The following is a 19,121-nucleotide window of genomic DNA, read 5'->3' as shown; positions in this document are numbered from 1 at the left end:
CCTCACCGCTGGCTGCCGCAGGCGAAGGGCATGCGGTTGAGATTGGCCGGCTCCGGCGACGGGTCGCTCGGCGCGGGCTGGCGTGCCAGCCACGCCGAAACGGCCGCGATGTCGGTGTCGCTCAGGCGGGTTGCGATGCGCTTCATGCAGTCTGGTTCGGCTGCGTGCCGCTCACCCACTTTCCAGCGTGTCAACTGCGCGGCAATGTAGGTGGGCCGCAAGCCGACGAGCCCCGGGATGCCAGGGTTCATGCCGGTCAGCCCGGCCCCATGGCAGGCCACGCACGCGGGGATGCCGCGCGTCGGGTCGCCGTTGACGACCAGGCGTTGCCCGTGCGTCAGCGTGGTCTGGTCTGCGTTGGACTGTTCCTGTGCGGCATAGGGAGGGCGGAGGTTGGCGAAGTGCTCGGCCATCTCTTTCAGGTAGGCGTCGGGGAGGTACGCGACCAGGTAATTCATGGGCGGGTACCGCCGCGTGCCGTTCCGAAACGCCACCAGCTGGTTGTAAAGGTAGCCGGCGGGTTTGCCGGCGATACCGGGGAAGTAGCCGTTGTTCGTCCCCTGCCCGTGGTTGCCGTGGCAGGTCACGCAGCCTTGCACCCGGGCCTCCATCGAATCGATGCGATTGAATGAGGGGATGGTGGCCTCTTGCGCCTGAGCGCCGAGCGCGACCAAGCCGAGCGACAAGACTGTCGCTCGCGGTCCTCGGACGATGTGATGTCGATGCCGCGTGGTCACTCGCGCCCTTACTCGAGCTGGTGAAGCGGTGCAGCAAGTAGTGTTCCTATTATGGGTCGCCGCTTCAGGCGCGTGTCAGGGCGCCTTTGCGTCCAGCGGCCTTGGCATTTACCAACGCGACCAGGGTGTCACGCACCCAGCGATGCCCTGTGTGGCCGTGATGGCGCTCGTGCCACACCATGCCCACCGAGAAACCTTGCAGCGGGAACGGACAGTCGAGCAAGCGCAGCCGGTCGCCGCGGTCCTGGACGAGGCGCTGCGGGACCAGGGCCACGAAGTCCGAATGCGCCACGATCTCGGGAACGAACAGGAACGATGCCGCTGACAGCACCACCTTACGCCGGTGGCCGAGGGCGGCCAGCGCATCGTCCACCGGCGTGACAAAGCCGCCGCCGTCGGGCGACACGATGACGTGCTCCAACTGCGCAAACACCTCGACCTTGAGTCGGCGCCGCAACCGCGGATGGTCGCGCCGGGCGATCAGGACATAACGTTCGTCGAACAAATGCCGGGCGCGTAACCCGGGGGGGCCCGCCTGCGGGGTCATGAGCGCGAGGTCCACGTCCCCGCGCACCATCTGTGCCTCCAACCGCGGCACGTCGAGATGGCGCAGCGCCAGGCGCACACCGGGCGCGTCGCGCCTGAGGGCGACGGCGAGCGGTTGGACCAGCGCGACCTGGAGGTAGTCGGTGCAGGCGATTGTGACGGTCAACTCGGCTTTTGCCGGTTCGAAGCGCTGGTGGGTGCCGACGGTCGCGCGCACCTGATCGAGGGCGAGCCGCAACGGGTTGAGCAGATCCAGGGCGCGGGCGGTGGGCGTCATTCCCCGGTGCGCGGGAATCAGCAGCGGATCGCCGAACACATCCCTCAGGCGTGCCAACTGCGCGCTGACCGCCGGCTGGCTCAAGTGGAGGCGAGCCGCCGCCCGGGTCACGTTCCGCTCCACCAGCAAGGCCTCGAGCGTCACCAGCAGGTTGAGATCCAGGCGCGAGGTATCCATGGCGTGGATGGTAGCCAAACAAAGAGGCAATTTCACGAATGGCTCGGTGCACCCCACACTGCACCGACGACTTCCCCACCTTACACATCCCAACCCCGACACGAGATGGAGCGTGACGTCATGCAAAAGAACATCCTCATCGTCCATGCACAACCCGAGCCCACATCGCTGAATCGCCAACTGGTCGACGTCGCGGAGCAGGCGCTGTGCGAGCAAGGACACGTGGTCCTGCAGTCCGACCTGTATGCGATGGGCTGGAAGGCCGTGTTCGACGCGCATGACTTTCCGGTGCGCGCCGACCCGGAACGCCTGTGTTTCATCCGGGAGTCCGGCCACGCCTACCAGCACGGGCTGCAAACGATGGATGTCGCCGCGGAGCAGGAGAAGCTGCTGGCCGCCGACGCCGTGATCCTGCAGTTTCCGCTGTGGTGGTTCGGCATGCCGGCCATTCTCAAGGGCTGGGTTGACCGCGTGTTCGCCTATGGCCTGGCCTATGGGTACCAGGGGGCCGGCAATCGGTATCGTTATGGCGACGGAGGCTTCAAGGGCAAGCGCGCGCTGCTGTCGGTGACCGTCGGAGGGCCGGCTGAAGACTATTCACCGCGCGGCATCAACGGGCCGCTCGAGCAGCTGCTGTTTCCCATCACCCACGGCACGCTGTTTTATCCCGGCATGCACGTGCTGCCGACCCACGCGGTGTTCGGCGCAGGGCGTCTCGATGCGCAAGGCGTGGCGCAGGCCAAGGCCGTCTGGCGCGCGCGCCTCGAGCGCCTCTTTGAGGACCGTCCCATTCCCTTCCGCTCCCAGAACGGCGGCGACTATCCGGACGGACATCTGCTTGCCGACGGAGTGGCCGTTGGCCAAAGTGGGCTGTCGGCCCATGTCGCAAGCGATGCTTCGCCCGGCCAGATGCAGGCGTGAGGCCGATGCCTGGGTCAGGCGTTCCCAGCGACCTTGCATGCTCTGCGGGGACGACTGCAGATATTCACGCCGGGCGTCGCAGGCGCTCCCGCACGCCCTGCGCTGCGCGGCACACCACGCTCGCCATCAAGGCGCTGACAACGAGCATCGCCGTGGTGTGCACGACCACCGCCGTGAGGGCCAGCAGTAGCGATCCCGAGGCGGTGAGTTGGCGGGCCGGCGCGTTGCTCAGGCACAAGGAGGTCAGCGCCGGCACCAGCATGAAGCCGGCGCCGTGTACCGCGCTGATCGTGAACGACCACAACGCCAGCCCGGCATGCCGCACTGCCCCGGGCGCCCGCCGCAAGGCGCAGCCCGACAGCTGGCACAGCGCGATGACGGCCAGCAATGCAAAGACCAGGGCTCGCGCTGCGGTACCGTGCAGCGACACGCCCAACGCCACCGCAGCCGGCACCAGCGCCACCGCGGCGAGATGCCCCAGCGCGATCGGGCCCAAGACGCGCCACAGAGGCGCTCCCTCGCCAGCCTGCAGGTGTGACGCGGCGGCGAACAGCCAACCGGTGGCAGGATTCAGTCCGTGCAGGGCACCCAACCCTGCGACCGCCAGCCAGGGCCAATCGTTTGCCATCGCCGTCTGCTCCGGATCGCGCTGACGTCGGCGTCAGCCCTGTGTCGTGCAGCACGAGCCCCCGGCCTGCGGCGTGTGCTCGTAGCGATCATGGTGACGCACCCAGCCCATCGTGTGTTCCAGATGCGCCTCGTCGCGACCCTTGGGTGTGATGTCCAGCAAGCGGTAGGTGCCCATCATCAGCTCCACGCCGCGCCCATAGGTCGAGTAGGTGTGGAAGACCTCGCCCTCGGCGCCCTTGTAGAACACGCTGATGCCCGGCGCCTCCTCTTCCGGGAAGGCTTGCATCGCATAGTTGTAGTAGACCTCGCCCTGTGCGAGTTCTTCCGGCCTGAAGGAGACGTTGAAGTCGTGATTGAAGTCGTTGCGGTGCGAAGACACCCAACGAAACTGCCAGCCCATGCGCTGTCGGAAGCGCTCGATGTCGGCCAGCGGCGCGCGCGAGACGACCAGCAGCGTGACGTCGCGCTGTGCGAGGTGCGCGGCGGCGCCGTCGAGGTGGTCGGCCATGAACGAGCAGCTCTTGCAGCCCGCGTCCCAGCCGGGCGCGAACATGAAGTGTTGCACCAGCAGCTGGCGGCGGCCCTCGAACAGCTCCGTGAGCGTGCGCGGCCCTTCAAGGGTGTCGAAGACATAGGTCTGGTCGACCCGCACCCACGGCAGCGCACGTCGCTCGCGGGCGATCTGGTCGCTCAAACGCGTCAGCTCCTTCTCGTGAGCCAGCAGCTGCTGGCGCTCGGCCAACCAGCGGTCTTGGGACACCACGGGGTGGTTCAGGAGGCTCGTTTCGGGCAAGGCTGTGTTCATGGTCTGTTGGCTCCAATGGGGTTGAAGGACGCGGGTCGGTCGGGGCGACAGTCAGCGCGTCTTGGGGCGTCGCACGGCGCGGACTTTGCCGCTCGGCCCGCCGCCGCAATAAAAGAGTTGAGCGCCGTCGGACTCGAGTCCACTGACGCCGGTGCCGGCGGGCATCTGCAGCCGCTCCAGCACGGCGCCGCTGTGCGGATCGATGCGGCGGATCTCGCTCTCGTCGCCTTCCCAGGTGCCATGCCACAGCTCACCCTCTGCCCAGGTGACGCCGGTGACGTAGCGGTTGGTCTCGATGGTGCGCAGCACGGCGCCGGTCATCGGGTCGATCTGGTAGATCTTGCGGTCACGGTACTGCCCCACCCACAGGCTGCCCTCGGCCCAGGTGAGCCCCGAGTCGCTGCCATGGCCGGGCGCCGGTATCGAGGCCAGCACCTGGCCGGTGGCGGGGTCGATCTTGTCGATGCGTGCCTCGGCGATCTGATAGAGGTGGGTGCCGTCGAAGGCCGTGCCGGCATCGCATGCGCAGTCGAGGCTGCGGGTGGGCTGGCCGTTCTCGGGATCGATGGCCACCAGCTGAGTGCCGGTGGCGGCCCAGACGTGGTGGCCGTCGTGGGTGACACCATTCACGCGGTCCGCTCCTGGATAGGGGCCGTACTCGCGCACGATCTCGGCCGCGTGGACGGGGGCTGGGTGGACGGAGGCTGGGTGGTGGTCCTGGGTCTTGCGCGTCATCGCCTGTTTCCTTGTGACGCCCCTGGGATGCGAGGCGTGAGACCACTCTACTCAGGCGGCAGCGCAGCGGGGAGTAACAAGATCGTCGTGAAACCGGCCAGCGGCGGCGACAGCCAGCGGCGTGCCCGCGTACGCCCGACCGAACGCACCCGTCCGCCGGTCTCGAGTTCGGCCAGGGCCCGCTGTACCGTGCGCTGGCTGGCGCCGAGTGCCAAGGCGAGTGCCGACGTCGACCAGGGCACACCGTCGGAGAGCAGCGCGACCAGGGCGGCCTGCTCGCCGTCGACCGGCGGCGCCAGGACGACGGCGTCGCCACCCTCGTGCAGCTTGAGGACGAAACCGCGCGCGCTCGCCTCGATATGCGCATAGGGAGAGATGAGGGCGCGCAGACGGCCGATCTCGACCCGCAAGCGCGCCCGGTGGGTCTCGTCGGGGCGGCGGATGCGAAAGGCGCACGCGATCAGCGCTTGGCGATCGACATCGGCGGGCCAGGCCTCGGCGAGCGCGCGTGCCAAGGCGAACAGCACCGGCCGACGCGCCAGCGGTAGCCAGGTCGCACCGGCGTGCAGCCCGCGCCGGCAGGCGTCGACCACCAGGCCGCTCGACGCCATCAGCGCCGCCACCTCGTCGAGGCGCAGCGCCTGTTCGACCCCGCCGGCACAACGCCGAGCCGCAGGACGATCGAGCGTGGCCCGCGCCTCCGCCACTTCGGCCAGCAGAGCCGGCACGCAGGCGCGAGTGGCGGCCTGGTGCGCACGCTCGAACGCTGCCTGCGCGGCGCTGATCCGCAATGAGCGCAGCGCCAGCTCGGCGGCCGCCAGTTCGGCCACTGCCGTGAGCGACGGTGACATGTCGCGAGCATCCAGGCGTGTCAGTGCGGCGGCAGCCTCCTCCAAACGGCCCAGCAGCAACAGCCGGCGCACCGCGATCAAACGAGCCTGCAGGGCGTTGGCAAGGTCGGCGCGTGCCTCGAGGGTGCCGGCGGCCGTCGCGAGTGTGCGCGGCGAGCCTCGGAGGTCGCGCATGGCCAAAGCCACCTCGGCCTCGGCCACGATGCAGCGTGCGCGCGCCAGCTCCTCATGGGCCCCAAAGCCGCGGGCTGCGCGCTGCAGCAGCTCTCGGGCGCGCGGGTGCTCACCGAGTTGCGCCATCGCGATGCCGCGCAAGGCCAGCGCCGACGGGTCGTCGCGCAGCGCGACGCGCTTGAGAGCCCCCAGCGCATCGCCACCCGCGAGGGCGCGGGCTGCTGCGTTGATCAGGGAGTCCATAGGCAGCCGTCGGCCGTGGGACTCATAGGCCGCGCCGCTGGGCAGATGCCGATACGCCAGATCCTGCTGTGGTCTGGGGCGCCCACCTGGCCCTGCATTGCTGGTGCTGTGTCATGTTCGCTAGGCCGAGGACTGGCTCGGTATCGAGGCCTTGGAGTGGCAGTTTAGGTGCGAAGCATATGGCGCGTCAGCCGCGCGAGCCGCATGAGCACAGCCGGCACCTCAGAACCTTTGCGCAAGGTCGAAGGCCGCGCAGACCTGAACCACCGAGGGGCTGCGGGGTCGCCGCGACCCCTTGTGCCGGGGAGGGCGGTGGCGCCTTCACAGCGCCCGCGCCCTTTTCCCTGTGCCCGAGGATGCTTACTCGAAGATGAACGATTCCTATAAAAAGTAATAGGAGACGGGACCCGGGCGGCTCTCTACCATCCATCGCACTGCAGCACACATCCGCCACGGCGGGTCGTACGACGAGGGGCCCAGCCTCTGTCGATTGCTGCTGAGGCTCTCCGTGCAAACCCGTTCCGGGTGTGTGCACCGGGCGTTCTATCGATCGTCCCGTCGCTCTGGCGGTGCGCTACTTCGAGGTCGAGACGCTATGCGAGAACATGCTTTTGGGTGCCGACTCATCAGCCGCTGGAAGCGGTCGCGCTCGCCCCTGTGGCGCGCAGGTCTTGGTGCGACGGCATGGCGGCTCTCGCCGCTCGCCCACGCACTGTCTGCCGCGGCGCACACCCCTGCGCGGCCCGCCAGGCGCGGCATCCAGCTTCCCACCGTGCACCCATGGCCGATCCCGCCTGTGGTGGCACACGAGACAACCCCTGCGTCGACGCGGCACGCGCCGGTTCGATGCGCCCTGCCTCGGCGGCCCTCGTGACAGCTGCGGCTGCTCGCACTCGCCCTCGACAGCGGTCCCCCTTCATGCAGGAGTCACCATGAGCAACACATCCACCAAACCGGCCGAAGCGTCGCGGCGTGACCGCTTCGTCGAGGCCAATCTTCCCGAACCGCATTTGCTGCCGAGCCTCGAGGCGGTGCCGGCACCGGCTCGACAGACCACCAATGCCACCCACGAACTGCTCGACGCACACCTGGGCCGCGGCACCGACGCACGTCTGGCCCTGCTCAGCGCCGACGGTTGGGGCCTGCATCGCACCAGCTACGCCGCGCTGTACGAAAAAGTGTCGCGGGTCGCCCATGTGCTCGTGCAGGAGATGGGCCTGGTGCCCGGTGAGCGGGTGCTGCTGCGCGGCCCCAACACCCTGATGCTGGCGGTGGGCTGGCTGGCGGTGGCGCGCGCCGGCGGTGTCGCCGTCACGACCATGCCGCTGCTGCGGGCGAAAGAGCTGCGCGATGTGGTCTCCAAGGCGCGCATCCGGCTGGCCCTGTGCGACGAGCGGTTCAGCGAAGAACTGGAGCTATGCCGCGCCATGGTGCGGATGGGGGACACCAGCTTGCTGGAGCACGTTGCTCACTTCAATGGCAACGGTGCCGACCTCGAGCGGCGCATGGCCACCCGGCCCGACACCTTCGAGGCCTGGGCCGGCAAGTCGACCGAGCCGGCCCTGATCGGCTTCACCAGCGGCACCACGGGCGTGCCCAAAGGGGCCATCCATACCCATCAAGACCTGATCTCGATCTGCGAGGGTTTTGCCCGCCACGTGCTCGAGGTCAACCCCGACGATCGCTGCTGCGGCACCCCGCCGCTCGGTTTCACGTTTGGTCTCGGGGGCCTGCTGTGCTTCCCGCTGTACCACGGTGCCACCGGTGTGCTGGCGGAGAGCCTGACGCCGGCCGGGCTGCTGCAATTGATCCAGGACACCGAGGCCACCTTGTGCTTCACGGTGCCGACCTTCTATCGGCAGATGGTGCCGCTGGTGCAGCAGTACCGTCTGGGGTCGTTGCGCCACAGCGTCTCGGCGGGCGAGTCCCTGCCAGCCACGACACGCCTCGACTGGCATGCGGCCACGGGCCTGCAAATGATCGACGGCCTCGGCTCCACCGAGCTGCTGCATGTCTTCGTGTCGTGCAAGCCGCAAGACTACCGCCCCGGCGCGATCGGGCGGGCCATTCCAGGCTACCAGGTGGTGGCGCTGGACGAGGCACTGCAACCGCTGCCCCCCGGCAGCACCGGGCTGCTGGCCGTGCGCGGCCCCACCGGGTGCCGTTATCTGGCCGACTCGCGCCAGTCGCAGTACGTGCGGGACGGCTGGAATCTCCCGGGCGACGTGGGCTGGCTCGACCAGGACGGGTATGTGTATTACGCCGGGCGCGCGGACGACCTGATCGTCAGTGCCGGCTACAACATCACCGGCCCCGAGGTCGAGGCGGTGCTGCTGCAGCACCCCGCCGTGAGCGAGTGTGCAGTGGTGGGGGCGCCCGACGCCGCGCGCGGGCAGATCGTGCAGGCGCATGTGGTGCTGCGCTATGGCTTCGAAGCCAGCGACGTGCTGGCCAGCGAGCTGCAGGACTTTGTCAAAGCCACCATCGCGCCCTACAAGTACCCGCGTTCCATCGTCTTCTGCAGCAGCTTGCCGCGCACCGAGTCGGGCAAGTTGCAGCGCTTCAAGTTGCGCCTCGGGCCCGGAGCCTCGGCGAGGGCCGGCAACGCGTGACGCGCCAGAAGCCATCTTCTTCAGATCTTCCGGAGTCTGTCATGAGCGACATCGACATCCTTCCCCTTCCATGCGCGGACGCCCGGGTTCAGACGTCCGAGCACGACTTCTGGGCCGTGACCGTGGCCCCGCTGATCCATCGGCTGCGCGCTCACCCCTTGGTGCAACGTTGCCGACAGGGACGGGCATCGCGCGCCGAACTGCAGGGGCTGGTACTCCAGCTCGGGCACTACGGCAACTTCCGCGTCCGCTTGCTGTGTGCGCTGATCTCGACGCTCGAGCCGGGCGAAGACCTGCTCGTGTGTGAGAGTCTGAGCCGCCAGGTGGACGCGAAGAACCCGCGTTCGGCGGCGCTGCATCAGCAGTTGCTGCGCAGCCTCGAACTCGAACCCGGCTGCTCGTCGATCTCGGCGCGCACCCAGCAGGTGGTCGACACGACCTTCATGCTGTGCCGCATGCCGGGAGGCGCCGCGGGGCTGGGCGCGCTCGCGCTCGGTACGGCGGCCGTCCTGCAGACGCTGTACACCGACGTCCTTCACGCGTTGCGCGAGGCCGGGACCGCGTCTGCGCCGCTGCAGTACTTCCACGCCGCGATCGAACGCGAGACCGAGCAGGCGCGGGTGACGCGCGACGTGTTGCGCCGCTTGATGCAGGCGCGCCCGGTCGCGTGGCGTGAGGCGCTGCAGGCGGCCGAGCAGGTGTTGCATGCGTGGCAGGCATGGCTCGACGACGTGGTGGCCGCGGCAGGGCCGGTTCGCGAGACGTCGGCGAGTGCCACATCTCACGGCCCGCAAAGCTGGATTCACAAGCGGGTGCTGCGCAGGGCGCAGGGCCTGCCGGCCGCAGGGCAGCCGCCCGGTGTCCCGCTGCAACGGCACGTCGAGCTGCCGAGCCGGGCGCTGAGGATGAAGCTGACCGAGTTGGAGCCGCGGCAGTCGACGGCCCGCGAACGCGCCGAACACGAGACCATGCTCTACATCCTGCGCGGCGGCGGCGTGACCGTGATCGACGAGCACAGCGTGGAATGGGAAGAGGGCGACGCGGTCTACATCCCCGCCTGCGTCTGGTACCAGCATCGCAACCTGCGCGAGGACGAGGACGCGCTGTACCTCGCCTGCGAGGGCACCGTGCCCGCACCGTCGCCAGTCACAACACCTCAGGCACAACCTCAGCAAGCTTAAGGGAGACAGCATGCAGAAGATCGACATCATCGGCGCCGGACCCGGCGGACTGTTCGCAGCGCTGTTGCTGCGACGCCAGCGGCCCGGCTGCCGTGTGGTGGTTCACGAACGACGCCAGCGGGGCCAAGACCGGGGCCTGGGCATCATCCTGCACGGCAACATCCTGCTCGCGTTCCTGATGCGCGATGAAGTCTTCGGGCGCCAGATCGCAGAGCGGGTGCGCATCATCGACCGGCTGTCGGTGAGGCATCGCGGAGGGCTGCATGCCGCCGGTGAGCGGCACCTGTACAGCCTGTCCCGGCAGATGTTGGTCGAGCTCCTGGTCGAGCGCTGCCTCGCCGAGGGCGTCGAGATCTGCTGGGGCCACAACGTTCGTTCGCTGGCGTCACTCGAGGACGCCGGAGACCTGGTGCTGCTCGCCGACGGCGCTCGCAGCCAGTTCCGCGACGCGCATGCCGAGACGTTCCGGCCGTCGTATGTCGAGTACGAACACCGCTACCTGTGGATGTACGCCGATGTCGCGTTCGACAGCTTCGAGTTCGACCTGCGCGAGACCGCCGACGGTGTCGCGGTGCTGCACGGCTATCCGTACGCCGCCGACCGCTCGAGTGCCGTGATCGAGATGTCGGCCACGGCCGCGAGCAAGCTGGCGCAGCGCTGCGGCAGCCCGGAGGCGCTGGCCACGTCCTTGTCGCGCACCTTCGAGCAAACGCTGCAGGGACGCGCGCTGCAATTGCCCAACATGGGCAACGGTGTCGCCTGGGAACGCTTCTACACGGTGCGCTGCGAGCGCTGGGTGATGCGCCAGGGTGACCAAAGGGTCGCGCTGCTGGGCGACGCGGCACGCACGGCCCACTTCTCGATCGGTTCCGGCACGCGGCTGGCGCTCGGCGATGCGCTGGTGCTCGCCGATGCGCTGGAAGGGGTGGGCCGCGACGTCGACCTGGACACGGCGCTGCAGCGCTACGCCGAGGTGCGGCAGGAGGTGTCGGTGCGCGTGCAACGCAAGGCCGAGCTGTCGATGCAATGGTTCCAGCAGGTGGACGATCGGATGCACTGGCCGGTGCACGAACTGGGTCACAGCCTGCTGACCCGTTCCGAGGAGCCGACGGCGGACGGCGTGAGCCGTGCCGTGCAGGGTGTCGACGAAGCAACGGCCTCCTCCGTGCTGTACCTGGTGACCGGTGAATTCGGCCTGCTCGCGGCGCATGCGGCCCTGGCCCGGCTTGCCGGCGATCCGGGCGGGCAGCTGCTGGTGGCCGGCAGCGAGCGGGCGGCCGTCATCGAAGCGCTGCATGCGGCAGCGCGCGAGGCCGGCCAGGCCGAGCCGACGGCGGCGTGGCTCGCTCGGCTGCATGTGACCGACTGCCAGGCCGAGGCCTTGGGCCATTTCGCCCGCATTCGCGCCCGTTCGCTGGGCCTGGCTGGCGTGCAATGGCTGCACTTCGGCATCGAGCGAGGCGGTGCGGCACGGCTAGGCCTGGACAGCGCGCTGTCGATGGAGCTGGAGCGTCTGCATGCAGCGGCCGCAGCGGCACGGTCGTGCCCGGTGCGCGGCTTCAACCTGTTCGGCGGCTTGTACACCGCCTCAGGGTCGACCCTGCGCGCCGCCGCACCGCTGCCCGATACCGTGCCGCTCACGCTTCGCTAGCCCGTCCGAGGAGGAGAAAACCAATGTCACTCAAACGTCTACACATCATCTTCGACCGCCGTCTGTCGGCGGCCAATTTCTTCGAGAAGGCGCTGCAGGTCTACGGCGACAAGCACTTTCTCGATTTCGACGTGCCGCTGGAGCTGGATCGTCGCTACCCGAAGATCACGGTCAGCGAGCTGATCGCCGTGATGAACAGGGCCAGCAACGTCCTGCTCGAGCATGGCCTGCAGCGCTTCGACCGGGTGGCGCTGCTCAAGGCCAACGACGCCGATTACTTCGTCTACGGCTTCGCGGCCGTGCGCGCCGGCGGCATCGCCGTGCCGATGAACGGGGGCATGCAGCCGCATATCGTGGTGGACTATCTGAACTATGTCGGCGCGACGGTGGTCGTGCTCGACCGGGAGCGTCTCGAGCGGCTCGAGGCGCTCGACTGGCGCTCGCGTTGCCCGCAGGTGCGCGAGGTGCTGGTCACCGACGCACCCGGCCCCCAAGGCGGGTCGTTGCCGGCCTTGCTGAGCCGTGCCTCCGACCGCTTCGAGCCGGTCGCGCTGGAGCCCGACGAAGACGTGCTGATCGTCCACACCAGTGGCACGACAGGGGTGCCCAAGGGTGTGCTGCACACCAGCGGTTCCTACGTCGCCGGCCTCAAAGGCATGCTGAAGGTGGCGATCATCCCGCAGCGCCTGCCGATCATGTCGGCCTTCCCGTTCAACCACTACATCGCCTACCAGGGCATCGGTTCGGCCCTCGTCGGCGGCAATGTGGGCATCCTCGTGAGCCGCCCGAGCGGCGAGCGCATGCTGGAGCTGATCCAGAAACTGCGGCCCGGCGTGGTGTTCAGCTTTCCCCACTCGCTGGTCGAGATGTACCACCACGGAATGAAGCAGTACGACCTCGATTCGGTCAAGCTGTGGATGGCGGGGGCGGACTGCAGCCACGAGGCGCACATCCGCGAGTTCGTGCGGCGGGGCTCGCTGGTGAAGGTGTTCGGGAAGACGCTGCTGCCCTCGCTCTACATCGACAACCTTGGGTCTTCGGAAGTCGGGTTCCCGGCCTTCCACCGCATCTCGTCGCGGTACTCCACGCTGTATTCCCGCTGCATCGGCAAGCGGATGTGGTCCGGGCCGCAGGTCAAGGTGGCCGACGAACATGGCCAGGAACTGCCCCCCGATCACATCGGGCGGCTGATGGTAAAGGGCCCGACGCTGTTCAAGGGCTATTGGAACAGCCACGACCGGCTGCACGGCGTGGTCAAGGACGGCTGGTGGTGGACCGGCGACGTCGGCTACCGGGATGCCCGCGGTCGCTACTTCCACCTCGACCGTGACGTCGACACGGTGCGCACCCGCACCTGCGCCGTCTCCAGCCTGCTGCTCGAAGAACACATCCTGAACCACCCCAAGGTGTCCGAAGCGGTGGTGGTCGGCAAGCGGGCGGCCGACGGCAGCCATGTGCCGTTTGCCTATGTGCAACTGCGCCGCGACGAGCGGGCCGCCGATGCCGAGCTGCTGCAATGGGCACGCTCCGGATTGCCCCAGGGTGTGGATCAGCTGGAGCTGCGCATCGTGGTGCCCGAGCAGATCCCCCGCGGGCTGACGGGGAAGGTGCTGAAGCGCGAACTGAGGAGGCAACTCGATGGCGCATGACGCACGTAGCCTGATCGGCTCGCCGGGCCTGGACGACCCGGCCGACACCCACTCGTCGCGCGGCGCCCCCGAGCGCTGGCGTCCGATGTCGTCGATGTGCCGGCTGTTTCTGCATGGCAGCGAGTTCGTCAACGCCAACTCCGCCTGCCTGTTCGTGCTGAATGGCACGCCCGACGAACAGCGGCTGCGGCAGGCCGCGGTGGCACTGCTGCGGCGCCATCCGCTGCTGCGCTCCATGCTGGCGCGCAAGCGCGGGCGTATCGGCTGGCAGTTGACGGAGCCGCCGGCGCCGAGCGATGTGGTGTTGCACTGGCACAAGGTGGACGACACGCCGCTGCCGCAGTTGATGGAGCGCGCGGTCAACCATGCGTGGGAGGTCGAGCTGCCGCTGGAGCAGCGCATCCCGTTCGCGCTGGCGGTGTTCGAGACGCCTCGCTACAGCCTGCTGCAGATCATCACGAGCCACGTGGCGGAGGACGCCTACGCGAGCTATTTGATCTCCCACGACCTGGCGCAGGCGTACGCCAACCCGGCGGTTGCGTTCACGGACCGCGGTGTGGTGCACCCGCCGGCCGCCGACATGGACAGTGTGGTGGCGCGCAGTCGTGAGCCGCTGGGTGTGCTCGAAAAACTGAAGGTCCTGGCCGGCAGTGTGCGCGACCTCGCGGTCACCGACACGTCGTTGCCGGTGCCGGCCCCCCGCACCCTCGGCTCGCGCGGGCTGGTGGTGCAGGACATGGACGAATCGCTGTTCGCCGGGCTGCGTGCGGCGGCTCGCGCCAGCGGCACGACGGTGCATTCGGTGATGCTGTTGGCCCTGTGCCGCGTGATCCTGGCATCACACCCGCGGCCGGGGCGGGTGCTGCGCCTGCTCGACATGTACTCGATGCGAGGCCAGCTCGGCCCGGGGGTGGGTCACCTGTACGAAAACCTGGTGCTGCCCTACACCCTGCGGGTGGAGCGCGGCAGCGACTGCGAGATGCTGGCGCAGATCTATCGGCGCACCAGTGAGGTGAAGGCAGGCGGTTATGTGCGCGAGTGCTTCAAGTACTCCAAGACCAACATGCTGTTGCGCGGGGCGCGGTTGCCGCAACTGAAACGCTGGATGATCGGCAGAACCGTCCAGGCCCGTGTGCTGGTCACCAATCCCGGGCAGATCCCCTTCGACCTGCCCAGCTTCGGCGAGTTGGAGGTGATGGAGTTCTTCACCCATGCGCAGGTGTTCCCGCCCGGCTCGGTGATGTGCCAGTTCTCCGGCTTCCGCGGCCGGGTGCGGATGATCCTGCTCTATGACCGGGCGGCCTTCGGGGAGCACTTCGACGAGCTGTTCCGGGGCCCTTACCTGGCGGAGCTGCAGCGGATGGCGAATGCGCCGCAGGCCTTGCGGGCGACTGCGACGCTGCTGGGGGCGAAGGCGGGATAGGGCGACGGGGCAGGGCGGCCCCGACCCTGCCCCGTGCGAGAGCCAGCGCGGCACCCATGAGCGAGCGTCCGACCAGGGTGCCGCGATGTGCTGCTGACCTGCACCGGTCAATGCGCCGTCTGCGAATGAGGGCCGCCCGGAGTCGAGATGCCCGCCATCGCCTTGCCGGTGTGCTTGGCGTCTTCGCAGGCGGCAATGTCGCCCAGCGAGACGATGCCCACCAGCCGCTTGTCCCGGTTCACCACCGGCAGGCGGCGCACCTGGATGTTCCCCATGTTGTTGGCCACCTCGTCGAGGTCGTCGTCATCGAAACAGTACTGGATCTCTTGCGACATCACCTCGCTGATCTTCGTGTCGGGGCCTCGCCCGGCGGCGGTGGCGCGCACCGTGATGTCGCGGTCGGTGATCATGCCGACCAACCGGTCGTTCTGACCGACGGGGAGGGCGCCGATGTCGTGATCCGCCATCATCCGGGCGGCTTCACCGATGGTCTGGTCGGGGCTGACCAGCTGCACGTCAACCGTCATCGCTTCGCTTACCTTCATAGCAGTCTCCATCGCGCCCGGCGTGGCCAGGGCCCCCACCGCGGGCGCGGTGTCGGCTGGGGCCTCCAGCAGGGCGAGCACGGTGTGTGCCCGTTCCTGGCGCGGTAGCTGCTGTCAGGCGTTGACCCGGAAGATCTGAACAGAGCGGATCAGCGTGGCCGCCTGCGAATTCAGGCTGGCCGATGCCGCGGCGGACTGCTCCACCAGCGCCGCGTTCTGCTGCGTGGCCGCGTCGATGCTCGCGACGGCCCCGTTGACCTCGGCAATCCCCTGCGATTGCTCGGTGGCCGCGCCGGTGATCTGTTTCACCAGATCGCCGACCCGGTCCACCGCGCCGATGACCTCGGCAATCACCGAGCCCGCTGCATCGACGCGGCGGGAGCCGTCCGCCACCTGTTCCACCGACGCACCGATGAGGCCGCGGATCTCGCGGGCCGCTTCGGCGCTTCGCTGCGCCAGTGCCCGCACCTCGGAGGCGACGACGCTGAATCCGCGCCCCTGCTCGCCCGCCCGTGCCGCTTCGACCGCAGCGTTCAAGGACAGGATGTTGGTCTGGAACGAAATGCCCTCGATCACCTGGATGATCTCCGAGACACGCGTTGAGGCAGACTGGATCGCCTGCATGGTGCGCACGATTTCTCCCACCGCGTCGCCCCCGCGTGCGGCCACGTCGCTCGCATCGCTGCTCACCTGTGCGGCCTGCTGTGCCGCGGTGGCGGTGTGCGTCACCGCACTCGTCAGTTGTTCCATCGTCGCCGCCGTCTTCTGCAGGTTTGCCGCCTGTTGCTCGGTGCGCGACGAGAGATCCTGGCTGCCTTGGGCGATCTCGGCCGACGAGCGCGTCATGTTCGTGACCTCGGTACGCACGTCTTCCACGATCGCCTTCATGTTCAGGTTGATCAGCCCCAAGCGCCGCATCAGCTGACCCAGCGGGTGGCGGGGGTTGTAGTGGGTCGAGCCGTTCAAGTTGCAGCCGGCGACGGCCGTCGCGAATTGGGTGGCCTGCTGCAGGGGGGTGGCGATCGAGCGGTGGAACCAGCCCCAGACGGCGGCTGCGACCAGGGCGAGTGCGGCACTGCTGGCGTATCCATGGTCCCACCCCCATCCCATCAGGGCAGGCAGCAGGTCGAATGCGACCATGGCCGCCAGGATCAGGGCCATACGCTGGCTCAGGTTCAGGCGGTGGACCCGGTAGGGCCAGTCGCGCCAGCCGATGCGGCGCACGCCACCGGCATGCAGTCGTATCGTCGCCTGGCCGGACTCGCGTTCTGCAGCGAAACGTGCATAGAGCAGCTCCGCCTCGCGGACCTGCTCGCGGCTGGGTTTCGTGCGGACCGACATGTAGCCCTTCGGTTTCCCGTTCTCGAGCACGGGCGTGACATTCGCGACCACCCAGTAGTGGTCCCCGTTCTTGCGCCGGTTCTTCACCACGCCCGTCCACGGGCGCCCGCGGCCGATGGTGCCCCACAGGTCTTTGAAGGCCTCTGGCGGCATGTCGGGGTGCCGCACCATGTTGTGAGGTTGCCCGAGCAACTCCTCATACGTGAAGCCGCTCGCCTCCACGAAGAGCTGGTTGCAGTGCGTGATGCGGCCCTGCGCGTCGGTGGTCGACACGAGCAGTTCGTGGTCGCGCAGTTCGTACTCGCGCTGCGTGACGGGTTGGTTGATGCGCATGATGGAGTCTGATGTTGGGATTGGGGGCGGCCGGCAGGTCACGGGGCAAGCCTTGTTGCGGTGCTCTTTCGGCTGTAGAGGGGGCGAACTTAAGCCAATTGCCTACGGAGCGGGTGGGAATAGAGGGCTTTGCGGGCCCCGCAACCGCTGGAAAACCCGCGCAAACGCGCCGGCCTCGACGGTTGGATGCACGACGTCCTCAATCTTGTCGGGGCCATGCCGAAAACGAGGCCGGCGCTCGGGCTTCGGGCTGCCGTGGTTTCTCTCCTTTTGCCGGAGGTTTCATGCCGCTCAGCCGTGTGCTCCATCGTTTGTCCATCGTGACCCAGTTGCGGGTTCTCTCGGCCATCGGCATCCTTGCCTTGGTGGCTGTGTCGGTCGTCATGCTGTTCAACAACTACCAGCGCGGCCTTGATGAGCGGGGTGCGTTGGTCAGGCAAACCGTTGAGACCGCCTACGGTGCGCTGGTGCAGGCCCACGCCCAGGAACTGGCCGGCCGCCTCAGCCGGGCCGACGCCCAGCAACTGGCGCTGCAGACCGTGCGTGAGATGCGCTACGGGAACGGCGAGTATTTCTGGGTCAACGACTTGCACCCGCGCATGCTCATGCATGCGGTGAAACCCGAGTTGATCGGGCAGGACATGAGCGGGCACAAGGACCCCAACGGCAAGGCCGTGTTCGTCGCCTTCGTGCAGAAGGTGCGCGCCGAACAGGCCGGCTTTGTCGACTATCTCTGGCCGAAGCCCGGCGCCGAGAAGCCGGTGCCGAAGGTGTCGTATGTCAAAGGGTTCGCCCCGTGGGGGTGGGTCCTCGGCTCCGGCTTGTATGTGGACGACGTCAAGGACGAGTTGATGCGCGACCTGTACGTGCTGGCCGCCTGGGTTCTCGGCGCGTCGTTGCTCAGCTGGGTGGTGGGACGTGCCGTGTCCGGGACCATCGTGCGTGGCGTCGAAAAAGCGGTGCGCGTGGCCGAAGGCATCGCCGCCGGTGACATCGCACAAGAGATGGCACCGCGCGGGCGCGACGAGATCGCCCGCCTGATCGCGGCCATGCAGCGCATGACGGGCAACCTGAACCGCATGGTCGGCACGGTGCGGGGCTCGGCCGATGCGATGGCGAGTGCGGCGGCGCAGATCGCGTCCGGCAACCACGACCTGTCGCATCGGACCGAACAGGCCTCGGCCGACCTGCAGGAAACCGCCGCCTCGATGTCGCAGTTGCACGGCCTGCTGCAACGCACCGAAGCCGCCGCGCGCGACGCGAACACGGTGGCCGACGCGGCCTCGGCCGCGGCCGTGCAGGGCAGCACCGTGGTGCGAGAGGTGGTCGAGACCATGGGTGAGATCCGCGTCAGCTCCGGCAAGATGGGCCAGATCCTGACCACCATCGACGCCATCGCTTTCCAGACCAATCTGCTCGCGCTCAATGCCGCGGTCGAGGCGGCCCGGGCCGGCGAGCAAGGGCGCGGTTTTGCGGTCGTGGCCGCCGAAGTGCGCGGGCTGGCGGCGCGCTCCGCCGAAGCGGCCGGCGAGATCAAGACCTTGATCGGCGACAGCGTCAGCAAGGTGGAGTCGGGCACCCGACTGGTCGAGCATGCCGGCGCCGCGATGCAGAAGATCGTCGAGTCGGTGACACAGGTCAACGTCATCATCGGCGGCATCCGGGATGCCGCCAGCCAGCAGGCGCACGGCATCGGTGAGATTCACCGGTCGGCCACCCGGCTGGACGACATGACACAGCAGAACGCGGCGCTGGTGGAGGAGTCGGCCGCGGCTGCCTCCTCGCTGCAGGAGCAAGCGCAACAACTGCTCAGGAGTGTCGAGGCGTTCAAGCTCGCGTCGCAGGGGGTGTGATTCGGGCTAGGGCCCCGTCCTCATAGGCCACGGCGTATTCCGCACTCGGCGGGATCGGTTTGATGACGTCGATGAGCACCCCGTTGGGGTCCTGGGTGATGAAGTGCCGCTGGCCGAAGGCCTCGTCGCGCAAGGCCAGCAGGATGGGCAGCCCGGCGGCGGTGAAGCGGGCGTAGACGGCATCCGGGTCATCGACCTCGAAGTTGAGCAGCACACCGCTTGCGGCCCGACCGCGCGCCGGTTCTGGAACGGTCGGGTGATCGGCGGCCACCACGGCCAGGTTGACGGCGGCATCCTCCTCTGACTGCAGGTGCACATACCAGTCCGCCGTGAACAAGGGCTTGAAGCCCAGGTGGGTGCGATAGAAGGCGACGGTGTTGGCGACATCGAAGGTCATGACGACCGGGTAGTAGCTGGTGATCTTCATCTGGGAGTCT

At 68.2% G+C, this 19,121-nt stretch carries 16 protein-coding genes; 7 read left to right on the top strand and 9 right to left on the bottom strand.

The features are described 5' to 3' along the window. Positions 1-2: 2 nt before the first annotated feature. Positions 3-713 carry a c-type cytochrome gene (locus AAW51_RS20800; protein ID WP_053014045.1) on the bottom strand — a complete coding sequence of 237 codons (711 nt, stop codon included), beginning with the start codon at positions 711-713 and terminating at the stop codon, positions 3-5. Positions 714-801: 88 nt separating this feature from the next. Further along, positions 802-1,737, bottom strand: a complete 936-nt coding sequence (locus AAW51_RS20795; RefSeq protein ID WP_047196135.1) for a LysR family transcriptional regulator — start codon at positions 1,735-1,737, stop codon at positions 802-804. 120 nt (positions 1,738-1,857) lie between these two features. Here AAW51_RS20795 and AAW51_RS20790 point away from each other — a divergent pair, with 120 nt between their 5' ends. Further along, positions 1,858-2,658: an NAD(P)H-dependent oxidoreductase gene (locus AAW51_RS20790; protein WP_047196134.1), complete on the top strand. Its 801-nt coding sequence runs from the start codon at positions 1,858-1,860 to the stop codon at positions 2,656-2,658. Positions 2,659-2,722: 64 nt separating this feature from the next. Here the strand turns inward: AAW51_RS20790 and AAW51_RS20785 are convergent, their stop codons facing one another. Genes AAW51_RS20785 through AAW51_RS20770 form a run of 4 tightly spaced genes read right to left on the bottom strand, consistent with a single transcriptional unit; the run spans position 2,723 to position 6,096 of the window. Beyond that, positions 2,723-3,286 (bottom strand): hypothetical protein, encoded by a 564-nt coding sequence (locus AAW51_RS20785; protein WP_047196133.1) that lies wholly within the window; start codon positions 3,284-3,286, stop codon positions 2,723-2,725. Between the two features lie 33 nt (positions 3,287-3,319). Then, complete coding sequence (locus tag AAW51_RS20780) at positions 3,320-4,093, bottom strand: DUF899 domain-containing protein (RefSeq protein WP_047196132.1); 774 nt, start codon at positions 4,091-4,093, stop codon at positions 3,320-3,322. A 51-nt stretch (positions 4,094-4,144) separates the two neighbouring features. After that, positions 4,145-4,828 (bottom strand): NHL repeat-containing protein, encoded by a 684-nt coding sequence (locus AAW51_RS20775; RefSeq protein ID WP_047196131.1) that lies wholly within the window; start codon positions 4,826-4,828, stop codon positions 4,145-4,147. 47 nt (positions 4,829-4,875) lie between these two features. After that, positions 4,876-6,096, bottom strand: coding sequence for a DprA-like winged helix domain-containing protein (locus AAW51_RS20770; RefSeq protein WP_047196130.1), 1,221 nt, complete (start codon positions 6,094-6,096; stop codon positions 4,876-4,878). Positions 6,097-7,028: 932 nt separating this feature from the next. On the opposite strand from AAW51_RS20770, the gene AAW51_RS20765 reads away from it, so the two are divergent. Genes AAW51_RS20765 through AAW51_RS20745 form a run of 5 tightly spaced genes read left to right on the top strand, consistent with a single transcriptional unit; the run spans position 7,029 to position 14,612 of the window. Then, positions 7,029-8,708, top strand: a complete 1,680-nt coding sequence (locus tag AAW51_RS20765; RefSeq protein ID WP_053013815.1) for an AMP-binding protein — start codon at positions 7,029-7,031, stop codon at positions 8,706-8,708. Between the two features lie 41 nt (positions 8,709-8,749). Next, on the top strand, positions 8,750-9,889 hold the full coding sequence (locus tag AAW51_RS28445) for a cupin domain-containing protein (protein WP_053013814.1): 1,140 nt from the start codon (positions 8,750-8,752) through the stop codon (positions 9,887-9,889). A gap of 10 nt (positions 9,890-9,899) precedes the next feature. Then, a complete protein-coding gene (locus AAW51_RS30150) occupies positions 9,900-11,540 on the top strand; it encodes an FAD-dependent monooxygenase (protein WP_053013813.1) in 1,641 nt (546 codons plus the stop codon). A gap of 23 nt (positions 11,541-11,563) precedes the next feature. Further along, entirely contained in the window at positions 11,564-13,189 is a 1,626-nt protein-coding gene (locus AAW51_RS20750) for a class I adenylate-forming enzyme family protein (protein ID WP_047196129.1), read from the top strand. Further along, positions 13,179-14,612: a hypothetical protein gene (locus tag AAW51_RS20745; protein WP_047196128.1), complete on the top strand. Its 1,434-nt coding sequence runs from the start codon at positions 13,179-13,181 to the stop codon at positions 14,610-14,612. Before AAW51_RS20750 ends, AAW51_RS20745 begins: the two co-directional genes overlap by 11 nt. A 107-nt stretch (positions 14,613-14,719) precedes the next feature. Here the strand turns inward: AAW51_RS20745 and AAW51_RS20740 are convergent, their stop codons facing one another. Both AAW51_RS20740 and AAW51_RS20735 read right to left on the bottom strand, forming a co-directional pair. Then, positions 14,720-15,157, bottom strand: coding sequence for a CBS domain-containing protein (locus AAW51_RS20740; protein WP_047196127.1), 438 nt, complete (start codon positions 15,155-15,157; stop codon positions 14,720-14,722). 114 nt (positions 15,158-15,271) lie between these two features. Beyond that, positions 15,272-16,831, bottom strand: coding sequence for a methyl-accepting chemotaxis protein (locus AAW51_RS20735; RefSeq protein ID WP_047196126.1), 1,560 nt, complete (start codon positions 16,829-16,831; stop codon positions 15,272-15,274). Between the two features lie 284 nt (positions 16,832-17,115). On the opposite strand from AAW51_RS20735, the gene AAW51_RS20730 reads away from it, so the two are divergent. After that, complete coding sequence (locus AAW51_RS20730; RefSeq protein ID WP_047196125.1) at positions 17,116-18,684, top strand: methyl-accepting chemotaxis protein; 1,569 nt, start codon at positions 17,116-17,118, stop codon at positions 18,682-18,684. Here AAW51_RS20730 and AAW51_RS20725 read toward each other — a convergent pair. Beyond that, the gene (locus tag AAW51_RS20725) at positions 18,659-19,111 is read right to left on the bottom strand and encodes a VOC family protein (protein ID WP_047196124.1); all 453 of its coding nucleotides are present in this window, start codon (positions 19,109-19,111) and stop codon (positions 18,659-18,661) included. The two genes, AAW51_RS20730 and AAW51_RS20725, sit on opposite strands and share 26 nt — an antisense overlap. Between the last annotated feature and the right edge of the window lie 10 nt (positions 19,112-19,121).

Origin of the sequence: Caldimonas brevitalea (genome assembly GCF_001017435.1) — a bacterium.
In the GTDB taxonomy this organism is placed as follows: domain Bacteria; phylum Pseudomonadota; class Gammaproteobacteria; order Burkholderiales; family Burkholderiaceae_C; genus Caldimonas; species Caldimonas brevitalea.
Note: the sequence above shows the minus strand (reverse complement) of the source record. Positions and strands in the feature narration are given on the sequence as shown.